15 protein-coding genes and 1 pseudogene are annotated in these 21996 nt (G+C 41.3%); 3 read left to right on the forward strand and 13 right to left on the reverse strand.

Annotated elements, in window-relative coordinates:
• Together WJP93_RS12535 and WJP93_RS12540 are read right to left on the reverse strand one after the other, a co-directional pair.
• Window positions 1–412: pseudogene (locus WJP93_RS12535) on the reverse strand (hypothetical protein); the annotation flags it as partial.
• 15 nt (window positions 413–427) lie between these two features.
• Window positions 428–1369, reverse strand: a complete 942-nt coding sequence (locus WJP93_RS12540) for an ABC transporter permease subunit (RefSeq protein ID WP_066556624.1) — start codon at window positions 1367–1369, stop codon at window positions 428–430.
• Window positions 1370–1620: 251 nt separating this feature from the next.
• Between WJP93_RS12540 and WJP93_RS12545 the strand changes: the two genes are divergently transcribed.
• The 3 genes from WJP93_RS12545 to WJP93_RS12555 all read left to right on the forward strand — a co-directional run bounded on the left by WJP93_RS12545 (window position 1621) and on the right by WJP93_RS12555 (window position 4290).
• The gene (locus WJP93_RS12545) at window positions 1621–2637 is read left to right on the forward strand and encodes a LacI family DNA-binding transcriptional regulator (RefSeq protein WP_337548642.1); all 1017 of its coding nucleotides are present in this window, start codon (window positions 1621–1623) and stop codon (window positions 2635–2637) included.
• A 10-nt stretch (window positions 2638–2647) separates the two neighbouring features.
• Entirely contained in the window at window positions 2648–3841 is a 1194-nt protein-coding gene (locus WJP93_RS12550; RefSeq protein ID WP_262537843.1) for a metallophosphoesterase, read from the forward strand.
• A 68-nt stretch (window positions 3842–3909) separates the two neighbouring features.
• A complete protein-coding gene (locus WJP93_RS12555; protein ID WP_066556632.1) occupies window positions 3910–4290 on the forward strand; it encodes a DUF1622 domain-containing protein in 381 nt (126 codons plus the stop codon).
• Between the two features lie 53 nt (window positions 4291–4343).
• Here the strand turns inward: WJP93_RS12555 and WJP93_RS12560 are convergent, their stop codons facing one another.
• The 11 genes from WJP93_RS12560 to WJP93_RS12610 all read right to left on the reverse strand — a co-directional run bounded on the left by WJP93_RS12560 (window position 4344) and on the right by WJP93_RS12610 (window position 21974).
• A complete protein-coding gene (locus WJP93_RS12560) occupies window positions 4344–11288 on the reverse strand; it encodes a prepilin-type N-terminal cleavage/methylation domain-containing protein (protein ID WP_337548643.1) in 6945 nt (2314 codons plus the stop codon).
• Window positions 11289–11329: 41 nt separating this feature from the next.
• Window positions 11330–12373 (reverse strand): type IV pilus twitching motility protein PilT, encoded by a 1044-nt coding sequence (locus WJP93_RS12565; protein ID WP_262537836.1) that lies wholly within the window; start codon window positions 12371–12373, stop codon window positions 11330–11332.
• An 11-nt stretch (window positions 12374–12384) separates the two neighbouring features.
• Window positions 12385–14064: a GspE/PulE family protein gene (locus WJP93_RS12570; RefSeq protein ID WP_337548644.1), complete on the reverse strand. Its 1680-nt coding sequence runs from the start codon at window positions 14062–14064 to the stop codon at window positions 12385–12387.
• Window positions 14054–14767 carry a hypothetical protein gene (locus WJP93_RS12575; RefSeq protein WP_337548645.1) on the reverse strand — a complete coding sequence of 238 codons (714 nt, stop codon included), beginning with the start codon at window positions 14765–14767 and terminating at the stop codon, window positions 14054–14056. The genes WJP93_RS12570 and WJP93_RS12575 overlap by 11 nt, the downstream gene beginning before the upstream one ends.
• Complete coding sequence (locus tag WJP93_RS12580; RefSeq protein ID WP_337548646.1) at window positions 14757–15395, reverse strand: hypothetical protein; 639 nt, start codon at window positions 15393–15395, stop codon at window positions 14757–14759. The genes WJP93_RS12575 and WJP93_RS12580 overlap by 11 nt, the downstream gene beginning before the upstream one ends.
• 21 nt (window positions 15396–15416) lie before the next feature.
• Window positions 15417–16331, reverse strand: a complete 915-nt coding sequence (gene pilM / locus WJP93_RS12585; protein ID WP_337548647.1) for a pilus assembly protein PilM — start codon at window positions 16329–16331, stop codon at window positions 15417–15419.
• 12 nt (window positions 16332–16343) lie between these two features.
• Complete coding sequence (locus WJP93_RS12590) at window positions 16344–17549, reverse strand: type II secretion system F family protein (protein ID WP_337548648.1); 1206 nt, start codon at window positions 17547–17549, stop codon at window positions 16344–16346.
• Window positions 17550–17561: 12 nt separating this feature from the next.
• Entirely contained in the window at window positions 17562–18350 is a 789-nt protein-coding gene (locus tag WJP93_RS12595; RefSeq protein ID WP_337548649.1) for a prepilin peptidase, read from the reverse strand.
• An 8-nt stretch (window positions 18351–18358) separates the two neighbouring features.
• Window positions 18359–18778 carry a prepilin-type N-terminal cleavage/methylation domain-containing protein gene (locus WJP93_RS12600; RefSeq protein ID WP_262537824.1) on the reverse strand — a complete coding sequence of 140 codons (420 nt, stop codon included), beginning with the start codon at window positions 18776–18778 and terminating at the stop codon, window positions 18359–18361.
• A 15-nt stretch (window positions 18779–18793) separates the two neighbouring features.
• Entirely contained in the window at window positions 18794–19321 is a 528-nt protein-coding gene (locus WJP93_RS12605; protein ID WP_227100525.1) for a type II secretion system protein, read from the reverse strand.
• Between the two features lie 106 nt (window positions 19322–19427).
• The gene (locus WJP93_RS12610; RefSeq protein ID WP_337548650.1) at window positions 19428–21974 is read right to left on the reverse strand and encodes a glycoside hydrolase family 2 protein; all 2547 of its coding nucleotides are present in this window, start codon (window positions 21972–21974) and stop codon (window positions 19428–19430) included.
• Window positions 21975–21996: the final 22 nt, after the last annotated feature.

Below are 21996 nucleotides of genomic sequence, written 5' to 3' on the forward strand. Positions count from 1 at the left end.
TCTTGGCTTCATCCCAGGGGCAAGCCCCTGGGTTTTCGCCTAAAAATTTTATAACATAGAAGATCATGATTGCGCGTCGAAATGGAATCGTCTTTTTTGACATACAATAACCTGTCGTCAATACAAGTGCAACAGATACTACTGTTCCAAGAACAGTATAATAAATACTATTCAGATAGCCGCCTGCAATTGAGTTTTCTTTAAATACTCTCTTGTAACCCTCAAATGTGATCTTCGAAGGCAATAAGAATGTTTTTCTCGCATAAACCTCATATGGATCAGAGATTGACGCAATTAATACATAATACAGCGGATACGCTACTAAAATAACAAGAATCAATAAAAACGCACCATTGATAATGTCAAATGTCTTCTCGGAAGATTTCTTTTTTATTTTCATATTGCTTGCCATATCTTATTCCCCCTTTTAAATAAAGCTCACATCTGACAGGCGTTTACATACTGTATTCACCACAACCAGCAACACTATATTAACAACAGTATTAAACAATCCAACTGCTGTTGAAAAACTGTACATTGCCTTCAAAAGACCCTGCTCATATACATAAGTTGCGATAATTTCTGATGTTGCCTTGTTTAAGCTTGTCTGAAGCAGATATGCCTTTTCAAATCCGACATTCATCAAGTTTCCAAACGACATAATCAGCTGAATTACAATAACAGGTATAAGTTCAGGAATGTCAATATAGAAGATTCTCTGAAGCGGTGTCGCACCATCCACTCTTGCAGCTTCATGCAGTGACGCATCTACGCTTGATAATGTTGCAATGTAAATGATTGTTCCCCAACCTGCGTCCTGCCATACACTAGATGAAATGTAGATGGTACGAAATGCAGTTGCAGAGTCAATTAAGTTAGTTGCTTTTCCGCCGAATGCCTGAATGATTGTACTGATCAGTCCTCCATATGGAGAAAGGAAAATACGAAGCATACCACACAGGATCATTGTTGAAATAAAATGAGGTGCATAGAGTATCGTCTGCGAAACACGCTGGAACTTTTTCCACTTCACCTGATTGATTAAAAGTGCCAGTATGATCGGAATTGGAAATGTCCACAAAATACTGTAAAGACTCAACACTACCGTATTTTTAATCATTCGCATACTGTTATAATTATTAAAGAAACGCTCAAACCATTTCAATCCTACCCACGGACTTCCAAAAAAGCCTCCAACTGGATTGTAATCACGGAAAGCAATCTGTACACCATACATTGGAACATATTTAAAAATAATTGTCAGAATGATGCCTGGAAGCAGCAGCACATAAAACTCCCAATGCTTTGCGATTTGCTTCCACAGATTTTTCTTCGGAACAGGCACTGCTCCTTGTTTTGCCTTCTTCATGCTCTTCCCTTCTTTCTTTTACTTTGAGTGTTACTTGAAACGTTTCATGTTTGCATTTTTATTATAGTTATGTTTTTTCATATTGCCAACTATTTTCCTTGTATTTTTCTCATTTATATGCAGTATATTCAATTTTATCGTCTTGCTTTTGTGCGTATGTAACAATATAACGTTTCATATTTTTGTGGTATACTATTTATAAATAAATTATGATATACTATTCATTAATATCTTGTTTCAGGAGGATCTTTATGACAAAAACAAACGCGCCCACTATGAAAGACGTTGCTAAGGAGGCTGGAGTTTCACTTGGCACCGTATCTAAAGTTATTAACGGAATTACTGTGCGCGAGGAATATAAAAAGAAAGTGGAAGCTGCCATTGCCAGCCTCCACTATGAAATAAATACCTATGCACGAGGATTAAAAACAAAAAAAACAGGACTAGTTGCCGTGATTATTCCCAACATGCTGAATCCTTTTTTTGCTGCCTTTACCGATTACATTGAGGATGCCTTATATAAAAAAGGCTTAAAAACAATGCTTTGCTGCTCAGATGGTATTCCTGAAAAGGAGATTACTTATTTAAATCTGGCAACGCAAAACAAAGTTGACGGAATTGTTGCACTGACCTACTCAGATATTGGAAATTTTATCAATCCTGATATTCCGATTGTTGTCTTCGACCGCTTCTTTAAAAATCGCAACATTCCTCGAGTTGGGTCAGATAATTATAATGGCAGCATGATGGCTATTGAAAAGCTGCTTGAGCTTGGCTGTCGCCATCCAGTATACATTCGTTTTCATTCTATCTTTCCTGGAGAATCTGACAAGCGAAAAGATGGCTATTTGGCTGCCTGCAAAAAATTTCATATAACTCCCGACTTTCTTGACATGGAAGATTGTGATAATTTCATTGATATGATGAAGCAATTTATTGATAAGCATAAAAAATCAGATGGCTCTCTTTCCTTTGACGGAGTTTTCTGTCATACAGATTATCACGGTTATCTATTCAAGAAGCTTTTGCAAAAGGAAGGATACCGTGTCCCAGAAGATGTACAGCTTATTGGTTTTGACGGTATCCGCAAATTTGGTGGGTTAAAAGAAGATCTTTTTGTCTCCTCAATGTGCCAACCACTGCCGCAGCTTGCCGCAAAATGTGTAGAAATTATCACAACAAAGGATCGTTCTATGATCCCTAGCCTGACACTTCTTCCAGTGACTTTCGAGGATGGCGGCACAACACGATCACTCAAAAAAGGTTAAGGTAACGCCTATGCTGAAATGGTTCATGCTAACTGTCTATATAACCCTCTGCTGCTACGTTATGTGGTCATTTTGCAGATGGACAAAAAAGATATATCTTCCAAAGCGCCGCGCCTTTAACATTATTGTGTGCGGACTAATATTAATCTTTGCTGCCAGCATTTTTTTAGGGAAATTTCTTCCTGAAAATGATTATCAGCTCTTGATTTTGCGATTCAGCAATTATTGGATTGGCTTCTTAATTTATCTGATTTTCTTTATTCTCACAGCTGATCTTTTTTTGCTGCTTCTAAAGCTTGCTTCACGTTATATAAAATCAAGCAAGCATCTTTTGTCTTCTGTATTTCTTCGCACTATACTTGGCTTTCTTGTCATTTTACTTAGTATCAGCTTTACCGTATATGGATGCTTTCACGCAAAGATGCTGACTACCGCCCACTATAAAGCCACTATTCAAAAAAGTGCCGGCAATCTGACAGATTTACGAATGATTTTACTTGGAGATTTTCATCTTGGCTACAGTGTTGGCTGCTCCCAGATTGAGGACATGGTTGCTGCAATTAATTCCGAGAATGCTGATATTGTTGTTATTGCAGGAGATATTTTTGATAATAACTTCGATGCTCTTGATAATCCAGAGCGCCTCGAAATGCTCCTGTCACAGATAAACAGCACTTACGGAACATATGCCGTATTTGGAAACCATGATGTGACAGAGACATTGATTGCCGGTTTTCCAATTTCTTCAAAAAATGCACCGCGCGATCCGCGCATGTATGAATTTCTTAAAAAAAGTAATATTAGCGTGCTTGAGGATGAGACAGCAATAATAGACAACAGCTTTTATCTTACTGGACGTCTTGATGAAAAACGCACCGGAAATGGAACAAAAAAACGTGCTTCTCTTGATGAACTCACAAAGAATCTTGATCCATCTATGCCGCTTTTTGTGATAAGCCATGAACCTGATCATCTGTCTGATTACAATGCGCACGGTGTTGATATAGTTCTTTCTGGTCACACACATGCCGGCCAGTTTTTCCCACTGACGATTGTTCAACCGTTTGTGTGGGAAAATTACTGGGGCATGAAAATGATTGACAGCATGTACAGCTTTGTCACTTCCGGCATTGGTGTCTACGGACCCGACATGCGTGTTGGAACAAATAGCGAAGTCATGGTAATTGATGTTCATTTTGAATAAAAAATCATTTGCTATTTCCTCCTATGTATACTATGATGGATGTTAAGTATACACAGGAGGATTTTTTTATGTCGGCAGAATTTCTTGATTTTATTCTTGAAGTGGTCATCTCATATCTTGTTCCCATCCTAGAACTGATCGGCGTCTTTATTGTCGCCTATGGAACGATAAAATCATTTATCAAATTTATACGTTCCGGTCTCAATTCCGATGATACAAGAGTAAAGATTGATCTGGCTGAAACACTGGCGCTGTCTCTGGAATTTAAAATGGCAGGCGAGATTTTAAAAACAGTTGTCTCCCATACAATTGAGGAACTGAGTATTCTTGGAGCCGTAATTGTACTGCGTGCGCTTTTAACATTCCTGATCCATTGGGAGCTGAAAATGGAACGCCAGACAGAGCATGCCGAGCGCGAACATGCTAAAATTCAGGAAAAAACAAAGTAAAATTAGAAAAAGCTCCCCTAGCTTATTTTGAAGCTAGGGGAGCTTTTTCTAATTTACTCGCTAATTATTTCTACATCAATCTGTCCATAATATGGGCTGTCCTCATCCTGCAGTACAACTGCTGTCTCCACATGATCAAGCTGCATCAGCTGCAGTTTATTTTGTTCTGCATCTGTATACTTGTCTGGTACTTCTTTTGGAACTGTCAGTGTAAACTGATATTGTGTACTTCCGTCTGTAAGAACAGTGGATGTTATCGTAAGTACAGCTTTTACTTCGAATAAAAACGATTTTAAGCTTGGTGCTGCTGCGCGCAAAATGACATTCTTTCGCTCAATCTTTGCCTCTTGCACTGGTGCTGGTGATTCCTCCTCCATCGTCTGCTGTATCTCTGGCAGTGATGTTTCTGACTGCTGCATCGGCGTTTCTATAACTTGTTCTAGCGTTGTGCTTTCTGCTGCAGACGTCGGCACTGTTTCTGATGATGGCAAAAGTGTTGTCGCTTCTGGCGTTTGCAGTGGTGTTGTACTTTCCTGCTCTTGTGTCTGCGTTGTTTCTTCTGAGGATATGCTTTCTTTAGAAGTCGCCTCTATAGTTGTGGAAGGCTCACTAGACGCACTTTCTGTTGTTGCCTTCTCACTTGAAGCTTCCTCGATAGAACTTTCTTCTGTAGAGCTTTCTTCTGTCGATTTTTCTTCTGTTTTTTCCTCAGTAGTTTCTTCCTCTTTTGCTTCACAAACTGTCAGTTTTTCCAACAAACTGCTTCCATATGATGCTTCCCATGCAGCAGGATCCTTTATCCAATCCTCTGCCCTCCAATAAAAGGTAATCTCTTTTGTCTGACCATCTTGACAATTAAAGAAAATTGTCGCATCAAAACCTGCTGCCTTTTCCCAGTCGCTGTTTAAGCTCCAGGAAACTTCATTTGTCTTTGCCAATATCTCTGACACAGGCTGATTAGTTTGATCTAAAAGCGTATACGATTTCTCTTTCTCACCTGCCAAACCAGTAAACTTTGGCGCTGTCAAACGACCAAGGCTTGTATTTTTTGAAAGTACAAATGTCTTATTATCACCGTCATGTGCGCTTGCACTAATCTTTGACCAATCACTTATGCCAATCTCATCCATCGATGCAAAGCAAATGGAAAGATCGTATAAAAGATATGGCTCGTTTCCATTGACTTGCTCAGTATAAGGCACTGCATAACCGTCTTCTGGTAAATAGACACTGTATCTCTTTTGAACACCATCTGCATCATATTTCCAATAAACAGGAAGCAAACGATATGTGCATGTTTGTTTTCCTTCCCTTGTAACACGCTGCTGCATAGTTTGAACAAGATATTCACTAATTCCAGTTCCTTGTGCAAAACAATATGCAAAGCCTGTATTGTCACATTGCTCTACATTGGCATCAGAAAAAGTATCCTCCATCTTTTCTTTTTCTTTCTGTGTCTTTTTAAATTCATCTGTACCTTTATCTCGATAAAGGCTTGTCACATCTGAATCTAACCACTGCTTTTGTTCACCCTCTGCAGTCGTTGTCTCTGCAAGTGCCTGCACACTCATTACAGCACAATCTGAGTCTGCTATGTAAGCCTCTCCAAGCGGTGCTGCTCCATCTGTCACAAACACTTCAAACCTGGCAGAAAGAATATCTCCATTTTCATCTGTCGTGTTTGTCTGCTTTAGCCATGCATATACAAGGACCTTTTCCTGCTTACTTTCACATGAAACATAATATGGAATAAGATATGTATAGATACCATTTGAACGGTCTGTATACATCTCATATACACCAATAAGGCCACCCTGTGTATCATTTTGCTCCATCGTGTAGCCGCCTGACTTTGTTGAAAGCATACTGCGAACATAAAAACCTGCCTGACTGTCATCCTTTACAATTTCAAAGGAAAAGGCATCGCGATAAAAAAGTGTATCTCTTGTCATTTGCCTTGATTTAAGCAGTGACAGCACATTGATCTTATAGCCTGCACATCCTTCTTCATTCGCATCCACATCAAAATAAATGCTTCCCTGCCATGCAGATGCCTTTCTTCCAGAATCTTTCCAGTTTCCATTTTCATCCAGATCAAAAATCGGGTACAAAAATTCCTGCTTTTTGTCTGAAATAAAAAGCTCTGGTGCTGCAAGAGGTTCTGGCTCTGGCGGTGTCTCTGACTCAGATTCGCTTTCTGATTCAGACTCACTTTCTGTCTCAGTCTCTGATGGCTTTTCAGATTCACTTTCTGTTTCAGTCTCTGGCTCTGATTCGTCTTCTTTAATACGCACAGAAAGTGTACTTGTTGATGGTCTGCTTATTGTAAATCCATTTTTGTCTGTAATGCCTTCTCTTTTTACCTGCACAGTCAGGCTTACACAGTCTTCTGGCACACTGACATGACACGAATATGAAGTTTCTTCATCTGAAGCTATTTCTTCTTTTGATAGTAAAAGTGTCTCCTCGTTTGTCTTCGATAAAGCTGTAACGTTAACTTCATATGATGTACCCTCATACTTTGGTTTCTCACTTTCAGCATCCCACATGACAAGCGCGCCATTTGAAGCATCAATCTCGTCATCATCTGTTGTCTTTTTATTTACGCTAATCAATACAGGAAGTGTAATTTCGCTTTCTTCTTGAGTAAGTTCATAGCGCCAAACACCGTACAGACTCTGATCAGATGATGAGTGCTGCATTAATGCGCTATTTTTCAAAAGAGGTGAATAATAAAGTCTGTAGCCATCATCTTCTGCTAAAATCGCATAGCCATCCATAACTTTTCCTGACTGAATCAGACTGTTACCTAATGAAAACGCAGGATCTTCTGGCGCAGCCAAAACTCCATCATTTGTCACTCGCGCTGCAAGAAGCTCTGACGCACTCCAACTTTCGCTTCCATTTGCCTGACACACAATATGACCAAGCTCAACCTGACCTGACATTAAGGTAACAGGATATGCAACAACTGTCATTTCAGTACAATCAGCTGTATCAAAATGCATCTGCTCCATCTTGTCTGTGCTGCATTTCTTTATTGCTGCCTGATACTGAACCGGTACCTGAAGCTCTTCATCAACAGCCTCTAACGCTGTTTGAATCTCCATTTTCTTCTTTTGTGCATGACCTGCCAAAATCTGATACAAAGATGCATCCTTGTTTTTAAAACCAGAATACATTCTGTCTGGCTTTAATGAAGTATCAAATACCGCTTCGTTTTCACATACAGTATTTGCACTCAGCACATCAAATGTTTTTTCTGAATAGGTAGAGCTCTTATAACCTTGACACGACACACGACAATTAATAGTAATCGCCTCTTCACTTGTAACTGCAATATTTCCTGTCTCTTCCCATCCAAACTTCACAGATGATGATTGACTTTTTTCTTCATCTGAATCGGCTGATGAATACACAGCTGTCACTGTTAACTCTCTGTCGCCAGCAGTAATTGACGTAAAATCATCCTTGTTGTCAATTACAATCTCATACAAGGCTGTCTTATCTTTATCATCTGACACACTAGTGTTTTCGCTGCAAAGCCTCAGATGATATGACAAAGCTGGCAGCTGTATTCTTTCGTCTGCCGCCTGCGCAGTACTCCACTCAGACGTTCCCTCTTTATTGACGGCTCTTACATGAAATACAACAGCGTCAACCTTTTGTCCTTCTAATTCATCTGGCAGTTCTAAGAAATTATCTGTTATCTCTCCATTCTTACTTCCAATTTTAATCCACTTTAAAAGACTGTTTTCCAGAACAGGCTGATTATTACTGTCTCTTTCATATGTTTCATACTCAGCTTCATACTCATAGTATTCGGCAAAAAGACCTGGCCAAAAACGAATCATCCATGATCCGTTCTCCTTTGTAAATGTGATTCCGCCTGGAATACCAGGCTTTGGCTCTGACTTATCGAATACTGTAAGATCTGTCAACTCACTGCTTAGCTTTTCCCATACACGTATACGTATATTTTCACTGTCCTCATCTGTCTTTGCTTCTTCTGTATTTAAAAGAAGAGGTGAGACAGACAAACTTCCTGCAAAAGCTGTCCACTTTGTGTAAATTTCCGCCTGATCTTCTTCTGTAAGTTCATCTTCTTTATAAACATACAGCTCAGTTCCGATACCTGGTGTTTTTTGCTCCTTTTCTGACTTATTATCATCTGTATTTTCTTTTTGGTCTTCCTGGTCTTCGTTATTGTTTGAATCATCTGATTCACAGGCAACTTTTACGCCTTCAGTGTTCCAGCTTCCTGCTGCCTCGATGCTTCCTAGTGCCACGTCACATCCATCTGTCGCACCTGTCACTATGATTTTGAGCGCACTTGCCTCTACTGCGTCAGGTGCTTTCACAGAAACTGTACCACCATCATCAGCATCCTTGCCTGCTGCCTGCAAACCTGCGGCAAGTTCCTTCCAGACACCGTCCTCTGCATCTGCGTACAGCACATCAAACTTATATGTCCCTTCATTAAGCCATGTAAGCGTCACATCGGACAGCTTGCATGTGCCATTCAAAAAAGCCGTATAGATAGGGCAGCGCTGCTCTTTTATATCAAATGAGGATGCTGGAAAAACAGGAACATCTACCGACTGATGTTTAATCAGATTTTGAAGCTGTTCTTCTGATGCTTCCATAAATGGATACTCTCTGTAAGAGCCATTTGCATCTGTCTCGCCTATTGTAAGTGAAATATCACATATATCAGCTAGCAACGCATCTTCAAGTTTTTCTCCTCCTGATATGAAATACAGGCAGTTTTCACTTTCATTTGCATCTGCTGCAATTGGATAAACGTTTTCACTCACGCCGACACAATCAGTCAAATTTGCTGTTAAATTACTCGTAATGCCATATGACTCGTTGTCAGAGGAAATTATCGGTGCATAATTCTGACAGCGCATCAGAACCAGATTTTCGCATTCTGCTGTTGTGATTCCTGCTGCCACAGCTGCCTCTATTACTCCTGTGTTAACACAATCTTCCAATAAAACTTTTTCTTTTGTCTGTGCCACAATTCCTGCGGCTGTCCCGTCTGCTGTAACCTTTGCATGATTGACAAGCTTTGAAAGTGTCTCATCTTCCTCCTTCATTGGAAGTGATGTTGCAAAAATACCAGCTGCAAAATCTTTTGCTTCAATACTTCCTGCAACTGTCAGATTTTCCAGCGTTCCGCCATTGTAAGCACAAACTGCTGCCGTATTCTGATCACCAGTAACTGACACATGATCAAGGCAAAGATCATGAATCGTACCTAAATTTTCCAGTACAAATGCTGTGCCATCGCCCTGCGGATACCAGCGGATTGAACTTCCTGTTCCCATATTTGCTGTATCTGACAATGTAAGGTAGTCAATCGTGCAAACTTCATCGCCGTCCTTAGAGCCAAGACTACTTCCCTCTCTAAGCTGTGTAATCATAGGAAATGCTGTGTCTGCCTCTTTTACCGGAAGTCCATTTTGATAGACCATTCCCTTCGCCAAAATTGAATCTGACTCTTGCAATGTCTCATCACTCTCGTCATCTTCTTTTTCATAGCCCCAGGCAAAGTCTCTTGAAACGATATATGCATTTTCGCTTTTTTCATCTTCCTCTGCTGCATAGACAGCTGCATCCGTAATCATTTCTGCAAAACGGATGTTGTAAAGATGTCTTGCGTTTTGAATTTCATACGATGTACCAATGTCCTCATCAGTATCTTCGCCATCCTCACGCGCAAAATACATAAGCTCAGAATTGCTTTGTCTGCGCCCTGTAATTTGATAGCCTGATCCGCCGCCCTGCACAATACAGCTGATTTCATCAACACCATATTGTTCCAGTCCAAAACGATGCAGACTAAGCGTATTCATAAGCTCACCTGGCTCGCCTGTTCTTCTGTATGTCTCATAGGCAGCCTGTGTTGCACTTAAATCAACTGCATCAAGCACGAGCGTGACGTTTAGCTCTTCATCTATATATGCAAGAAATGGATATGTACCAAGCTTTTCTTCTTTTTTTCCTGCAAAGCTCGTCACTTCTGCCGCAACCACCTTTAACTCATCCTCTGCCGACTCAGATGGTATACTGTAATAATAACCTTCTTCTGTTTTCTGTCCGCTTAAAGATGCGTTATTAAAAGAAATCTCAAGAAGCTCCTCATTCGTCTTTGCATCGCATATCATAACCTGATAATTCATCAGGGAAACTGCCGTCTCTCCCTTAGAAAGCTTCCATGTTAGATTTAAAGTCTCTTCATTATGTAAAGATGCATTTAAAACCTTAACTTTAGTCGCTGTATCAGCTGCCTTTGACAAGGAATCTGCTCCATAATAGCCAAAGCAAAGACCTGTAGAATTGTCACTTCCGCTTCCCTTTCTGTTTTCTTTGGAACGGTTTACAATATTTGCCATCGTGCTTGTACAGCCCGTGTAGGAAAGTGCTTCCACGCGATCACTATACAAAACAGAGTAGACAAGTCCGTCTCGTGCATCAAACTCCACACTCACACAGCCATTTGCCAGCAATGTTTTGTCATAAAGGTAAGCATCAAAAATATCATACAAAAGCGTATGTGAAGCATCAGCACTGCCATTTTTGTAGGCTTTATAATCAGCTGGCGTTCCTGTCACATAGTACAAGTTCGAAGTGGTCTGTCCATCATCGTTTTTCCAGATCGTTGATACATTTACCACTTGTCCGTTTTCATCAGTAATTGGAACCAAAAGCTTGTTTTGTCTTACAATTGCCTGTGCAGAGGTTTGTGCTTCCTTATCAAACGCCTCAAGATGCTTATCAGTGCTATACTGTGTCATGCCTGACTGCGCCGCTAAAAACAGCGTACGGGCATAGTGTTCCTGACGCTGCCATACCGACCACTTCTGGTAATAAAAAATGCCTGCTGCCGATGCGCCAAGCAATATGCCAACAAGCACCATCGTCACCATAAGCTCTACCAGTGTAAAGCCTCCCTTGCTTTCTTTGATTCGCTGTAAGATATTTCTGATCAAAATCAAACCTCCCAAGCTGTCTTATCGTTTAAATTTGCTGCTTAAAATATACACTGCTCCAGCTCTCTTTTATCCTGTGCGTATTTGAGCGCTGTTTTTTTCTCAATCAGCCCACGTGAAACAAGCTTTGCCAGATCATAGTCAAGCGTATGCATACCTGCTGCTGCGCCTGACTGCATTACACTTCCAAGCTGATGCGTTTTTCCTTCACGTATCTGACTTAGCACTGCATCTGTTCCTGTCAGAACTTCTGTTGCCGCTATTCGGCCGCCGTCTATAAGCGGAACTAGGCACTGCGTCACAACACCCTTTAATACGCCTGCCAGCTGAATACGAATCTGATTTTGTGCCTGTACCGGACACACATCTATAATACGGTCTACTGTCTTAGCTGCCCCTGTCGTATGAAGTGTTGACAGCACAAGATGACCAGTCTCTGCCGCCGTAACAGCTGCTGAAATCGTCTCGTAATCACGCATCTCTCCGACAAGAATAACATCTGGATCCTCTCGAAGTGCAGAGCGAAGTGCTCCCGCAAAAGAACAAACATCCTTTCCCACCTCTCTTTGATGAATCACAGCTTGATCCTGTTCGTACACATATTCAATCGGATCTTCAATCGTTAAAATATGATCTGCACGTGTATGATTGATATAATCAACCATTGCCGCAAGCGTTGTTGACTTTCCTGAACCAGTAGGTCCTGTCACTAAAATTAATCCTCTAGGCTCATTTGCGAGATTTTGAAGCACTGGCGGCAGATGAAGCTGAGATAGTGTAGGCACTTTTGCATTAAGCAGACGAATTGCTGCCGCGAGGCGTCCTTGCTGACAAAATACATTGACTCTCTGACGGTTTCCATCTGATGTTTCAAGTGCAAAATCTGCATCCTCTCCACGCCAGATGCTTTCCTGTCTTTCTTTTGTAAGAAGAGACAAAATAAGCTTTCGCGTCATCTCATCTGACAGCTCTAAGTCACTCTTTATGAGCTTTCCATCAATGCGAAGATACACTGCCTGTCCTTCGCTTATATGAATATCAGAGGCACGCTGGCTTCTTGCCTCACGTATCATTTTTTCTATCATATACAGCTCCTTTAAATATAGTATGCCACCTTCTTAAGCTCCTCGACAGTAGTTGTACCATCCGCTACAAGCTTAAGAGCCTCATCAGTTAGCGACTCCATGCCAAGATAATGCGTTGCATAGCTTCTAAGCTCCTCCATAGGAGTTCTCTGTGTAATCATTCTTCGCATCTGATTGTCCACGCAGAGAATCTCATGGATTGCACGTCTTCCGACATATCCAGTATGGCTGCAGCTGTTACATCCCTGTGCGCGGCGCACGCGCGTAATCTTTGGCCCTATAAAAGCTTTTTCCTGCTCTGTCGGCTCATCCCAGTAACCACACTCAGGACAGACAACACGTACAAGACGCTGTGCCACTAGACCGACTAGTGAGTTTGCAACCATATATGGCTCAACTCCCATATCAATCAGACGAATAATGGATGACACTGCATCATTTGTATGAAGTGTTGAAAATACAAGATGACCCGTAATTGCAGCACGTACTGAAATGGCTGCCGTCTCCTCGTCTCTTGTCTCTCCAACCATAATAATATCCGGGTCTTGACGAAGAAGAGAACGCAGTCCGCGCTCAAATGTCAGCCCCGCAACAGTATTTACCTGGCACTGATTGACACGCGGAATATTCCACTCTACCGGATCCTCAATTGTTGCGATATTCACCTTGCGGTTACTAAGCTTTTGAAGTGCCATATAAAGTGTTGTTGTTTTTCCAGAACCTGTCGGACCTGTAATGTAAATCATGCCATTTGGTGCCTCAAGCATTTTGCTAAACTGTTCAAAATGTGCCTGATTCATGCCAAACGTCTCGGCATCTGCCACCATATTTCCAGAAGCTAAAAGACGAAGTACGGCCTTTTCTCCAAATACAGTCGGAATCACTGATGTACGAATATTGACATCACGGTTTGCGATTCTTGTCCGAAAATGACCGTCCTGCGGAAGTCTTTTCTCTGCAATATCCATCTGTCCTAAAATCTTTACGCGGGCAATCAGATTTTTATGAAGACTCTTTTGCAGCACGACATAATCAAGAAGCTGACCATCTACACGTATTCTGACAGATGTTTTCTCCTCAAACGGCTCAATATGAATATCAGACGCATTCATGCTAAATGCGCGTGCAAGCAAGTTGTCAAGAAGCTTAATAACCGGTGCATCAGAATCTCCCTCATCAGCATCAACCTCAAGTGCCTGCTCACGTTCTCTTGCCATCTCATTTGCTGAGCTGGCGGCCTTTTTTGCCTCGATTTCTGAATAATAGTATTCAATTGCCTGATTTAAAGGCAAAAGCTCTGTCAGCCAAATTTCAAGGTTCATGCCAGTAGTCTGGCGAATATCCTCAATTCCATAATAATCAAGAGGATCATTCAATACAATTGTAAGATTATTATCCTGGTACTGCACAGCAAGCATATGATATTTCTTTGCAAGCTGGACTGGTATCATTGCTACCGCCTCTGTCTGTACCATAATTCTATCAATCTTTACATAGCGCTGTCCAAGACGCGCTGAAAGTGCTTCTAACTGCTGGTGCTCTGTGATAAAGCCAAGCTTAATCAATGCCTCACCAAGACGAATGCCTTTATTATTTTTCTGATACTCTAGTGCCTCATCAAGCTCGTTCTGATTGATATAGCCGGCCTGAAGTAACACATCACCAATTCGTATATTTTTTTCATTTGCCATCGCTGCTGCCTCGTGTCATATAAATCATCATGCTGACCTCCAGACGCTTTCCTGCCTGAAGAACATCCTGTCCATTATTTGTTGTCTTAACTGCTGCATCACTTATTGAAAAAGATACTATTCTGACCCCTTCCTTTTCTGAAAGCTTATCTAAAACAGCAAGTGCCTGATTTTTTGTACCTATCGCCGTATAATCTGCCTGAGCACTGTAGATATACTCTGTCTTTGTATCTATCTCATCCTTCTTTGAGTCTGCAGATTCATTAATACCTGTCTGTGTCTGTTTAGCCTGTTCATTTTTCTTCAAAAACGCCATACGTTCACTTAAGCTGTAAGGTGTAATCTCATCAAGCTGTCCGGCGCGAAGCGTCGAATCCTGCATAATCATCCCCTCACTCACAAACACATCTGTCAGATAACGATTAAGTTCTTCATTAGTCTGATATGGAAAGAAATGACTTTCTAATTCTGCCAGCTGCTTTTTTTGCTCCTCATCACGTTTTTCATCCACCGGAAGAGCCGCTATATGTACCTGCATCTGAAGCTGCTGCATTTCTAACTCCTCCTGCTGCACTTCCAGCTTATCAAGGCAATCCATCTGCGGCTTCACACCAAACCAGTAAAAGCAAAAAACTGCTGCACAGACTGCCAGACCTGCTAATAAATTTTTATCTCGTTTTGTCACTGTAAAATCAATTTTCATCTGCGGCCTGCCTTCCTGCATGTTCACTTAAAATACAGACAACCTTCACGGTATAACCATCCTGTGCCTGATTCTGCGTATATCCTGTAAAATATACGCTCTGGAAAATATCAAGTGTCTTCCATATCTCAATAACTTCTGAAACATCGGTAACTTCTGGTGCTACTGCGTCAAACTGCAGCTCTCCTGTTGCACAATTGTATCCTGTTATTGTAATTAATACTTTATCCGGACAGCAATCCTCAAGCGTTTTGAACACATCACTTGTCACAAGAGGATAAGAATATATATTGGCTTTTGCATTTTTCATATCAGAAATCATGTTGTCCTGCTTTTCCACCTGATCTCCAAGCTTTTGTGCACTCTTATCAGCTGCCCGATTCGTTTCATCCTCTAAAAACGCTTCCAGCTTAGCAATTGTTTTTTGATATTCTTTTTCACTATGCTTTAAAACACCAATCACATGTCCGGCTGCCAGAAATGCTGCTATCACAAGTGCCGCTGTTATTCTTTGCTTCTTTCTTCTTTTTAACTGCTCTGGACCATTTAACAGCCGATAGTAAAAATCAATCCTTCGATCCGGAATCGCTTTTATCTTTCTTATCTTTTCTGTCTGATGCTTCTCCATTTTCTCCACCTTTCGCAGCTTTTACAAAAGCAGATTTCCGATTCCATAAATGTAAGATGCCGGCTCTGCATTAATTTCTCCGTGATCACTTACTGCTGTTTTTACAAACGAAATTCCTTGAATCATACCTGGTGCCTTCGCCCTGATGCCATACTCCTGCATATATGTATCAAGCTCTTTTACCACGTCATCACTGCCTCCTGCTATACCAGCCAGATATATACTGTCTAGTGTATAGCTGCTGTGACGCTGTCTGTAAAACTGACGTATTCCGTCTGCAATCTGTCCCAATTCCTCGATCCATTCAGCGCTTCCCTGATCATTTAACATACGGTTTCTGCGGCTGTAAATATAATTTCCATTTTCAAATAATACACTGATCGTAGTGCTTCCCTGTACCAGCATAAACACGCATGTCTCATAGGCAAACATTCCTGTTGCCGTCACTGCTCTTAAAAGACATCCAAGACCAATGCTGATTCGTTTTACCTTCAGCTTAAGATCAGAAAACAAGGATAAATAGCTTTCAATTACACTTTTTTCCAATGCTGCGCAAAAAATATGATTCATCTCATATGGACTATTCTTTGGGAACGGGAAATAATCAGTTACAAGATCAGTCTTCTCTCCGTCTGCAAACTCCTTATTAATGCAGGAAATCAGCTCCTTATCCTTCATATAAGGAACTTCAAGCATTTTTGTCATAATCTTTCCTGAATCAATTACAAGGCAAATTCCTTTTCTTGGAAGTGAATAACGATTCCAAATCTGTTCAAGTCTCTCCTGTAATCGCTGTTCTCCTGTAATGATACCATTCATAATCGTCCCCTCTGGGACTGCCAGACTATATACTTTTTTAATCTTTGCCTTTGATTTTGACCCTGTTCCGGCCACGATTTCTATTCGTTCATTTGAAATATATACTGAAAGCTCCATCCTCTTTTCTCCTTACATCGTTCCACTTGCCTCAATCTCTGCATACATATTTAACAACGGAAGCATCACAGCAATCATAATCATTCCGACAATTACTGCCATCACAATAATCATTGCCGGTTCTAAAAAGCTAATCAGACGTGAGATTGCCTGCTCAGATTCATACTCAAAATTGTCAGCCGCTGAGATAAGCATGGTATCAAGACTTCCTGTCTCCTCACCAATCGCTACATTTCCTGCCAGCTTTTTATGAAAGCCATCAATATGTGCCAGAGCATCTGACAAGGACTCTCCACGCCTCACCATAGCAATTGTTTCATCAAATTGCGATTCCAGATAACGATTTCCAATCGTATCTTTGCTCACCTGAAGCGCTGTCACAATAGGCAGACCGCTTGTGTAAAGAGAACAAAGTGTTCTTGCAAAACGCGCTGTATAAATCGTCTGAATCAAAATGCCAATTTTAGGAATCTTTAACTTAATTCGATCCACCTCTAAACGAATCTGCGGAAGCTCAAGCACTGCTTTTGCAATCACATATAAAACAACAATGCCAAACAATACCCACAGCCAGTTTCTCTTCATAAAACCAGATGCAGCCATCAGTGCCACTGTCACAGCTGGCAACTCCAAATTAGCAAACACATCCATAAATTTTGGCATAATATAGCAAAATAAAATCATTACAACCACAACAATTACTCCGCACAAAATCTTTGGATACAGCGTAGCGCTCTTAATCTTTGCACTTAAACGATACTCCTTTTGATAATGCTCTGCCATTCTAAGTGCTGTCTGATCCATACGTCCTGACTCCTGTGCTGCGCGAAACATATTTATGAGCAGCTCTGGAAAGGCATCTCCCTGATCCTTCATCGTATCAGCAAATGAATTTCCACGACGGACACTTCTAATCATATTTTCATATATTGCCTTTTGTTTTGGCTTAATCGTCTCCTCTGCCTGCATCAGATTAAGAGCCCTCACAAGCGGAACACCTGCGCCAAGCAAAGTTCCAAGCTGCCTACAGAACTCAGAAAGCTGCCTTGGAGTAAGATGATATGTATTTTTTTTCTCCTTTTGTGCCAGACGGCAGGAAATCAAAAACAGATTTTCTCCCCTTAAAAGCTCGTAAAGTGCAGCCTCATCAGCTGCCATAAGCTGCCCTTTTTTCTTCTTTCCTGCGACATCCTTCGCCGTATATTGATACTTTGGCATAATTCCCCCCTTTTAAAAAATTATGGATAGATACCAGGAAAGCAGCCATTCTCCCACAAATAAAGTCAGCGCTGTCCCTGCGCACAAAAACGGGCCAAATGCAAAATGCTCTTTTGCACCCTTTTTCTTTGACAAGAGAAGTCCGATTCCATAAATACCTCCTGAAAATACAGCAAGCATAAACGCAGTCAGACTCATTTTCCAGCCAAGAAAAAATCCGATCACCGCCATCAGCTTAATATCTCCGCCGCCAAATGCTCCAGGCACAGCAAGCGTTATCGCAAATAGTGGCAGACTGACTGAAAAAAATCCAATCAGCCGTTCTGTTAATGTGACATCTGGAAATGCAAATACAGCCATCGACGCTGGCACTATGCAGGCAATAACAAGACCATTTGGAATCTCCATTGTCTGCTGATCAATCTGTGCAATGATTAATAAAAGTGTCAGTAAAGAAAAGACAGTTACAACACAAAGGTTAATCTCATGCCAGTAGCCATTCCAACCTCCAAAACATAATAAACTAATCTCTGCGGTTGCCATTCCCATTGCTTCCGTAACAGGATATCTAGCTGGAATCCGACACCTGCACTGTCGGCATTTTCCTCTAAGAAGCAGCCAGCTGACTACCGGAATCATATCATACCAGGCAAGTGTATGACCACAAGATGGACAATACGATCTTCCCTTTACAAACGAGATTTTTCTCGGAAGTCTGTCTGCAACAACATCTGCAAATGAAAATATACAGCCCCCCATCAGTATGAAGGGAAGGCTGTATATCAATTCAATCCATGTCATTTTGCCACTTACTCGATTTTGATCGTTCCATCTGTAATCGTGCAGGTCTTTTTTATTCCGCTGTCGGTTACACTGACAGAAATAACCTTTCCAGCCTCAACTGTAATTGCATAGTTTCCACTTCCATACTGCGTCAAAAGACCGCCAGAAAGTGAATCTACATCTGCAAGATTCTTATCGTCTGAAAGGATATCTGTAGTATTGCCGTTTGCATACTGCTCGCTCGCTACTGTCTGAGCTGCCAGATAAATGCTTCTTGTGTTTGCTGTCAGTGTCTTTTCCTTTGCCTTGTCGATATAGCCATTTAACGCACCTAACATCAAAGATGCCAAAATACCGATAATGACAAGCACTACGATAATTTCAACAAGTGTAAAACCCTTTTTGTTTTCCTTAGCTTTCTTTAATTTCTCTGTAAATGATCTCATTTTGCTCCTCCTGACTTAATCAATCGTAAAATCCTGATCGTTTTCATCTACATCCTTTGCATGCTCATTTAAAGAAGACCAATTGTCTGATACAACAATTGCACCCTTATCAATGATTTCCATCTTTGCAGTAGCAGATGAATTATACGCTGTATTCGGTGCCAGGTACTGAGCTGTAATGTCACCCGTCCAGCATGCAACACCTATGACATTGCACTGAGAATCATACTCAACTACACAGCCTGTATCAGAACCAACATCCGGATTTTGCTTTACGCCTGAAAGCTCCTGCACCTGTGTACGCGGACGATACGCCGTCTTTCCTGAATAAACCTCAGATCCAACTGTATTAGCCGCTAATACTACACTTCTGCAGTCAGCAAGCACTTCCTTTTCCTTTGCCTTGTCTATGTAGCCATTCAGTGCACCTAACATCAAAGACGCCAGAATTGCAATGATAACCAGCACGACGATCATCTCAACCAGAGTAAAACCACCCCGGTTCTTTTTGCATTGTAAAAACCGCTCTCTTATCTTCCCCATAGATTTTCGACCTTTACCTTTCCAATTCTTTCTTACATCAGAATAGCATGATATGGATTATTTTTCAAGTTGTTTCTCTATTACAACTTATTGAAATATATTACTTTCACTGCTCATATGTATCACGAAGGCTTCTTACCTTAAGTGTTTTTCGCACATTATCTGCGCTAAGCACCTTTCCAGACAAAACATCTTCCTTTCGTATGCAGATTGTTTTTGTCTCTTCCGATGTTAAGTCAAAACAGTTATCGGAGAAAATAACATCATCTTCTATTTCTAACCATACAAACGGTGCAAAACAGTCTGCACTTATCTGTATTTCAATAGTGCCATCCTTTTCTGTTACAGAAGTCTCGATCTGCGGCTGCAAAAGATCCATATGCTTATACGGAACAAAGCTTTCTGCCTCAGTACTTGTCGTGCCGCCCTGCCATGTATAAACTGCCTCTGCAAACACGCGGCGCTTCTTTGATCCGATCACATCTGCAAAATCTCGCTCCAGCACATGAATACTGCTCTGTGCCTTTACTGTCGTCTCCACAGTTTCCTCAAATAATACATTAAACTCCACATCCCTTATGCGCACTGTTACGGTCAGTGACTGATTCTCAAGTGTCTCATTTGTTGCACTGATAACTGCCTTTGTTCCCTCTGTATAAATATAACCGGCCTTTGGTGCAAAGAAACGGGCTGCCATGTAATGAAGTGCCTTCCAGCGTCCAAAATAGTCGATACTTGCCCACGATGCCACTGGCCAGTTATCATTTAACTGCCAATATAGCGCACCCATGCAGCGTCCTCTGTTTGCTCTCCAGTGATCTACTCCTGCCTTAATTGCAATACCCTGAAGCACCTGACTTACATATACTAAGCTGTCAAAGTCCTTTGGATAACGGAAATTCTCTGAAATATAATATAAAATCTTTCCGTTTGCTGTACCATTTTTCTGATGACTCTCCATAACTGGTGAGAAAATATTGCAGTCCTGCGGCAGCGCAAATGTATCAATTGTCTTTCTTTCCGGGAAGGACTGGAATCCAAACTCAGAGCAGAAACGGAAATAATGACTGCGATAATCTGAAAATGGCTTCATGCCATGCCATACATCCCAGTAATGGCAGTCTCCTCTGTCATGATCGTCTGGATTATCAAGACATCCGCCTGATGATGGTGATGATGGCCAATAAAATGTCGCATGATCCTCTGCCTTTGTTACCTTCGGAAGCACGTATTCAAACTGCTTGATATAATCTCCCTTGAGCAGTGGACTATGTGTCTCTGAAATACCCCAATGATCCCATGCAGACTCTAGTTCATTATTTCCGCACCATAGTCCCAGACTTGCATGGTGACGCAGACGGCGCACATTATCTACTGTTTCCTGACAAATATTCTTTTCAAACTCTTCTGTAAAGTCATAGACATTGCATGCATACATCAGATCCTGCCATACAATCAAACCATACTGATCGCACAAATCATAAAATGTATCAGATGGATAATAACCGCCGCCCCATACACGAAGCATGTTATAGTTAGCTTTTACAGAAGAACGGATCAATGCCTCTATGCGCTCCTTCGTGATCCATGGATAGATGCAGTCCTCTGGAATATAATCAGCTCCCATTGAGAAAATATAGATACCATTTATTACAAATGCAAACTCATTTCCCCACTCATCCTTCTTTGTGCTGACTATAAGTTCACGAAGACCAATAGAATATTCCTTTGAATCAAGCACGCACTGATTGTTATCCACCAAAGATACCTGCACCTTATACAGTGGCTGATCCCCAAGCCCATTGCACCACCAAAGCTTTGGCTGCGCTACCAAAATTTCTGCACAGACTGCTTCTTTTATTGTCGGCAAAACGACTTGCTCTAGCTGCACGCCTTTTGGATCTGTCAATGTGACTATTACTTTTGTATTCTCTAAATTTGTATCCTGTTCAGGCTTCACCTCCACACTAAGAGAAACTGTATCAGACTGCTCAACTGCCTCAATATATTCCTCTTGAGACAGCTCACCCATCTGAGGGCGCTCTTTCCATGTGTGCTTCTGACGAATTACCACATCCTCGATGCGGCCTACATTATAACACTCCAGATATAAATCTCTCCAGATGCCTATATCTGGCAGCTGTGCGCCCCAGTCCCAGCCAAACATAGAATGTGCCTTTCTAATATACTGATTGCCTAAAATACCACCTGTTGGCTCATAGGTAATCTCCTTTCCCGGCGTTGCCTCATACTCACGAATATAAGTCAGCGCTGAGTGAAAGTAAATGCGAAGATGATTTTCCTTTTGCAATGCGTCCTTGCAGTCAAAGCGCCATGTGCGGTGCATATTATCAGCCTTTCCGACTAGCTTCTCATTTACGTAAACATAAGCCAATGTATCAAGTCCCTCGCAAACTAATACGCAGTGCTTCTTATTTAATTGCTCCTCTGAAATACAAAAATCAGTTTCAAAGACATAATCCTTTGCTAGAAGTTCTCTTGCTTCATATTCATTTTCACGGTAATACGGATCCTGCATTTTGCCTGCCTCTAAAAGACCGGATAAAACAGTTCCCGGCACACTCACTGGCGTCCACTCATTGCTGTTTGCCTTGGCAAAACGCCAACCTTCCTGTAAATTAACACGCTCCATCGTCATTCCTCCCAATTATAAG

This window comes from Anthropogastromicrobium sp. (assembly GCF_037349415.1).
Taxonomy (GTDB): Bacteria; Bacillota; Clostridia; order Lachnospirales; family Lachnospiraceae; genus Anthropogastromicrobium; species Anthropogastromicrobium aceti.